Source organism: Bdellovibrio sp., from assembly GCF_047637665.1.
In the GTDB taxonomy this organism is placed as follows: Bacteria; Bdellovibrionota; Bdellovibrionia; order Bdellovibrionales; family Bdellovibrionaceae; genus Bdellovibrio.
The window spans coordinates 1-5848 of record NZ_JBLJBT010000032.1 but is presented as its reverse complement, the minus strand read 5'-3'; the positions used below and the strand labels follow the sequence as shown (position 1 = coordinate 5848).

At 48.1% G+C, this 5848-nt stretch carries 6 protein-coding genes; all 6 read left to right on the top strand.

Annotated features, from left to right (window positions below; translation table 11 throughout):
• Positions 1-216: 216 nt before the first annotated feature.
• The 6 genes from ACM64D_RS10810 to ACM64D_RS10785 all read left to right on the top strand — a co-directional run bounded on the left by ACM64D_RS10810 (position 217) and on the right by ACM64D_RS10785 (position 5742).
• Positions 217-1566: an OmpA family protein gene (locus ACM64D_RS10810; RefSeq protein ID WP_415063229.1), complete on the top strand. Its 1350-nt coding sequence runs from the start codon at positions 217-219 to the stop codon at positions 1564-1566.
• Between the two features lie 8 nt (positions 1567-1574).
• Entirely contained in the window at positions 1575-1898 is a 324-nt protein-coding gene (locus tag ACM64D_RS10805) for a transcriptional regulator (protein WP_415063228.1), read from the top strand.
• A 272-nt stretch (positions 1899-2170) separates the two neighbouring features.
• Entirely contained in the window at positions 2171-2914 is a 744-nt protein-coding gene (locus ACM64D_RS10800; protein ID WP_415063227.1) for a ZIP family metal transporter, read from the top strand.
• A 38-nt stretch (positions 2915-2952) separates the two neighbouring features.
• Entirely contained in the window at positions 2953-4134 is a 1182-nt protein-coding gene (gltS, locus tag ACM64D_RS10795) for a sodium/glutamate symporter (RefSeq protein ID WP_415063226.1), read from the top strand.
• 100 nt (positions 4135-4234) lie between these two features.
• Positions 4235-5137, top strand: coding sequence for a trypsin-like serine peptidase (locus ACM64D_RS10790; RefSeq protein WP_415063225.1), 903 nt, complete (start codon positions 4235-4237; stop codon positions 5135-5137).
• A gap of 86 nt (positions 5138-5223) precedes the next feature.
• On the top strand, positions 5224-5742 hold the full coding sequence (locus ACM64D_RS10785) for a hypothetical protein (protein WP_415063224.1): 519 nt from the start codon (positions 5224-5226) through the stop codon (positions 5740-5742).
• Positions 5743-5848: the final 106 nt, after the last annotated feature.

Here is a 5848-nt window from a genome sequence, read left to right as displayed (position 1 = left end):
AGGTTTCCTTGAAGTTCCCTTTTATTAATCAGTACCTTTTTAGGGGTACAGATCACATACTCTCCTTCTTTTTTTCATCTCTGCAATGCTCAAAGCATCCCCTCCCCATTCTTTTTGCCGACAAACACGGAAATCATAGTCTTCGTCCGTTTTTCTTGTAGAGCCTGAGTTTCGAGGATTAGCCTCATGCAAAAGGACTTAAAGAAGGAGACGTCTATGACATCGCGTATGAATCAGTATTTGGCTGCCATGACCCTGACGATCGCCATCGTCGGATGCGCCAGCAAACCCCCTCATGTTCAAAATCTCCCCGCCTCTGCAAATGTTTCGGCGGAAATTGATCGCACGGAAGAAATGCTTCGAGATGCACATGAACGTCAAATTGATGTTCTTTCGCCTGAAAACTACACCGATGCGAAGAAGGCTTTAGAACGAGCTAAAAGTAAAAGAGATAGCGGAAAATCCAACGAAGACATTTTAGAACAAATTGCTTACTCTCGCGGTTGGCTGGATGAGGCCAATGCTAAATCTGAAATTATACAAACCTCCATGAAGGATATCACCGACGCTCGGGCTGGCGCTTTGCGAGCCGGTGCTCCGACTCTGTTCCCCAAAGAATGGAAAAAGACAGGGAACGAGCTTGAAAATATCACTACCGCCGCTGAAAAAGGCAATCTCGCTCCGGCAGAGAAAAAAGGTCACGATGTGACAACTCGCTATCGAGAACTGGAAGTGATGTCGGTGACGAAAGCGAATTTGGGGCGCGCCGATGACAATATCAAATTGTCACAAAAAGATGGCGCTGAAAAGAAGGCTCCTAAATCCTACAACATGGCGATGATGAAGTATCAGAATGCGGAAAAATTGATTAACTCGGATCCTCGCAATCTTCCCGCGATCCGCCGTGCCTCCGAGGACGCCACTCGGGAATCCGCACATCTTCTGGACGTCACCAACAAGGTGAACGCCGGCAATACAGAAGACTTGGTTTTAATGACGGAACGCCAACAACGAACTATTTCCACCTTGCGAAGTGAATACTCTTCGACAGAGCAAGAACTTCAGCAATCACAACAACAATTGGACGAGGCTGAGCGCGAACGTATTGCCATGGCAAAAAAACAGGCCGAGCTGGAAAAAAATCAGGCTCTTGTAAATAAAGCCGCGCAAATTCGCAGCCAGTTTAAACCCAACGAAGCCGAAGTTTATGCGGAAGGCGGAAAACTGATGGTGCGCCTGAAAGCTCTTCAGTTCCCGTCCAACCAAGCCAACCTAGGTCCCAAAAACGAGGCTCTGCTTAAGAAAGTCGAAACCGCCCTTAACAGTGTCGGCCCCTCAAAAGTGACAATTGAAGGTCACACCGACGCCACCGGCAATCCGGAAAAAAATCAGATCCTTTCCGAGAAAAGAGCCCAGGCGGTGGAAAAATATCTCGCCACCACAGGCCTTGCTGAAGGAAAAATGGAGGCCGTGGGTGTTGGCCCCGACAAACCGATCAGCGACAACAAGACCTCACGAGGTCGCGCCGAAAACCGTCGCATTGATCTCATTATTGAGACGGAATAGGAGGTCCCATGGCGACTCATCTTCCGGGACATAAATGGTTGGAACTCAAAAGAGAACTGATGGAAAAATGGCACGAACTGACCGAAAACGATCTGGAAAGAACTCGTGGCAATGCTCAATCCATCGTAGATCTTTTAGAGAAGAAGGTCGGCATGGCCATAGAAGATGCCAGCGAACGTTTTGCGGAGATCGCCTCGCGCTACCATCTCTATGATGAACCCGAGGAACACCCTCCCAAAATGACGGAAGAGAAAAAAGAAAAGATCTTGGAGCTGCGACCCAAGAAGCCTGCCAATCGAGATCGTAAACCGAAAAATAATTTCAGGGCTTAACACTTTTAAGCCCTGCTCACCCCAAAGAGTTCCGTCGTGAAGGACGGAACTCTTTCCAAGAAAAGACTTTCAAAAACACCTCATTGAAAACCTAAAGAGAAAGCCCCTCAGAAAGTCTAAGTCTGAACCCCCGCCCGTCTCAAATAGCTTTCATCTATTCCACTAGGATAGATATAGATTTCTTCTATTGTATAATAGAAAAAGAGAACTGTTCTGAATCTTCTTATCTGCCGTAATCTAATTATGGGACTAAGAAGAAAGGAAGGATGTGTATGGGTACTATGTTGATGGGACTCTTTGCAGGACTCGTGACGGGGCTTTCCACCATGCTTGGCGCTCTGCCTATTCTTAAAAAAGAGACCAACACCTGGAATCCTTGGCGCAGTCTCAATCTAGATTTTGCGATTGGGATGATGTTAGCGGCGGCGGCCTTTAATCTGATTGGCCCTGCGTACTCTTCTCGTTCTCACGGAGCTCTCGGTGTTTCCATCGCGCTGGTTTTGGGTGTGGTTTCCATTTATGGAATCAGCCACCTGATTCATAGTTTTTCTCCCGCAGAATGGTCACTGCATCGACGGGCCTGGCTTTTTGTCACCGCCATGATGTTGCACAACCTTCCCGAGGGACTCGCCTCGGGAGCGGCCTTAAGTGCGGATTCCATCTCTCAAGCCAATGGTTGGACTGTTGTTGGCGCCATCGTATTTCAGAACTTCCCCGAGGGGTTAGCCACAGCAGCGGCTTTTTTGTCGATAGGACTGTCCCGCAAAGCCTCCTTTTTCGGCGCGGCCTTAACGGGAGTGATGGAAATTGTCGGTGGGACCGCCGGGGGTATTTTCGCCAGCCTCACCTCTTCCACATTACCCTATATCTTGGCCTTCGCGGGAGGCGCCATGATCAGCGTGACCCTAGAAGAAGTCTTTGCAAAACTCAAAGAAACTCACATGAAATACCTCCTGCAAAAAGAGTTTTTGCTGGGAGCTTTTTCCGTAATTCTGATGAACTGGATTGTGATGTAAACCTAGACATCCTTCACCCGGGCGTTTAGGCTTGAGGAATGACACTGACATCTCTTCAAACATTGGCACTGGCAGCTTTGGTCGTTTATTTTGGTCGTTTCCTTAAAGGCAAAATCCATTTTATCGACAAATACAACCTCCCTTCTCCGGTCATTGGTGGTTTTATCGTCGCTTTCGTTTTAGCCATCCTGAAAAGCCACGGACTTTTTGAAATTCAATTTACAAAATCTTTTGAAGAAAGTTTGATGATCGCCTTTTTCGCGTCCATTGGATATTCCGCTTCTTTGCGTCTGCTCAAAGAAGGCGGTCGCACCGTGATCTTCTTTTTGATTCTGACCGTCGGAGGACTGCTCTTGCAAATTCTTGCGGGCATTGGCGCGGCCAAAATGATGGGTTTAGATCCATTGATGGGGGTCCTTACCGGAGCCGTGTCATTAACGGGAGGCCCCGGAACTGCTTTGGCCTTTGGCCCCGCGTTTGAGGCCGCCGGAGTCCAAGGTGCTTCCGCCATCGGTCTGACCACCGCCATGGGCGGAATCTTATTAGGCGGCCTGATTGGAACTCCACTGGCCACTCATCTTATTCACCGTAAGAAGTTGAAAGATCATTCGCGGGCTCTACCCTTTGAACATCATGAATCTTACATTTTGAAATCCAGAATAGGAACAGATCTGCTTTTTCATTTCTTAGCGATGGCCTTGATCATGGGTTTAGGGACCACACTCAGCTCTTGGATCAATGCGCAGGGAATCACTTTGCCTATTTATATTGGCTCGATGGTGGTCGCGGCCCTCTTTAGAAATATTGAAGATGTGCGCCCCACTTTTAAAATCAATGCCGAATGGATTGAAGAGATTGGCTCTGTCGCGTTGACCTTATTTATCGCGACCGCCATTATGTCATTGCGTTTGGATGAATTGAAAAATGCCGCGCTTCCAATTCTAATTTTCTTAGGTCTTCAGGCCTTGCTTGTTATCGCCACCGCCCTCGGACCTGCCTTTTGGGTCGCGGGGAAGGACTATGAGGGCGCCATCATCAGTGCCGGTTATGTCGGATTCATGATGGGAACCTCCGCCAATGCGATGGCCAATATGTCCTCTCTGTCGCAAAAGTATGGGCCTGCCCCCAAGGCTTTCTTGGTCGTTCCGTTGGTGGGCTCGTGTTTTATTGATTTTATCAATGCCGCCTTTGTGACCTTTTGCCTCAACTTTTTTAAATAAGCAGGGCTGTAAAAAAATAAACCTTTGATTAACCGGCTGTGGGAATTTTCGTGTCAAGCCTTGAGGGACACGACGTCTCCTCACAAAATCAAAGGAAAACATGATGTTAAAAAAGCTCCTCGTTCTTTTCACAGGCCTGAGCCTCCTGGGGGCCTGCCAATCTCAAAACGACGGCTCAAGCCAACCCGTCGCCGAAGAATTCGACCCGCTTGAAGAAAAGGTCATTTACGGCACGGACAATCGAATGGATCTCTATGAAGTCACATCTTCACTGCAAAGAAGACTTGCCGATTCCACGGTGGCCTTGATCAAAACAAGCTCCATTCAAACCAGCGCTACGACGTCGCGCATCTCGGCGCAAACATTCAGACAAAGCTACAACCTATGTTCCTCAGAAAAATTCGGTGAACAGGAAAATGCAGCCTTCTGCTCGGGGTCCCTCGTCGCCCCTGACGTCATTGCAACGGCGGGGCACTGTGTTCGCTCCTTGCGTGATTGCGGTGAAACAAAGTTTGTCTTTGGTTACGCGGTAAAAACAAAAGGTGTTCAACCCCGTGACGTGGCGAACTCAGAAATCTATTCCTGCAAACAGATCATTCATACTGAGGTTTTAGCCAGTGGATCTGATTTTGCTTTGATTCGTTTGGATCGAGCCGTAGCCAATCACGTTCCTCTGGCCACTCGCAAACAAGGCAGTGTCAAGGTCGGGGACCCGCTCGTTGTGATCGGGCATCCCGTAGGGCTGCCGACGAAAATAGCTGCAGGAGCCAAAGTTCGAAGCACTCAAGCCTCCCAGCACTTCGTCGCCAATCTCGATACCTACGGAGGCAACTCAGGATCTGCCGTATTCAATTCAAAAACCGGCGTGATCGAGGGGATTTTAGTTCGTGGCGACAATGATTTTGTCTATCAAGGGTCTTGCACTGTTTCCAATCGCTGCAAAGACACAGAATGCCGCGGCGAAGATGTCACTCGAATAACAAGAATCCTTCCTTATCTTTGAGAATTATCAGAAGTTCATCTTAAGTCTTCTCTTGGATTGCCTTTTGGGTTTCCAATACACCCACAACACAACCAAGAGGAGGATTTATGATGAATCGTTTCGTTATTTTTTGCGCTGGACTTTGTCTGACGGCACCCGCCTTATCTCAAGCCAGCACGGAAATGATTAACGACGAAAACACCGCACTTGCTGAAACTTTTGTTGATGAGATTGCTCTTGGCGGAGCCAAACCGCCCGTCACGTGCGATGGATTGCAACTCGATGACACGCAGAAAGCGGCCCTGAAGCAGGCAAAGTGGGAATATAAAAAACAAAAGAACACCACGGATGCCGCCGTTAAAAATGCTTGGATGGATTACTCACACACTCTAAAAAGCATGACCTCCACAAAAGATGACGGCATGACCGCTGCTGTCGGAGTCAAAGACGCTATGACCGCTGCGGGTATGGCCAAAGCTGATTTTGAACTCAAAGTTTTTTATGACATTTTAAGACCAGAACAACGTGAACCAGCTCTTAAATGTGTCATGAAAATGATGAAACAAAGAATGATGGAAAAGTTAAAAAGAATGTGTTCAAAACTTCCCCCTGAAAGCAAACCCTAGGGGCCTCAAGCCACCTCTGTGAAAGGGAGGTGGCACCACCCCCCACTTCGAGTTGTAGGAACCCAGCGACCCTGACCTAATAATTACCCAGCGATTCTGTCCGTAT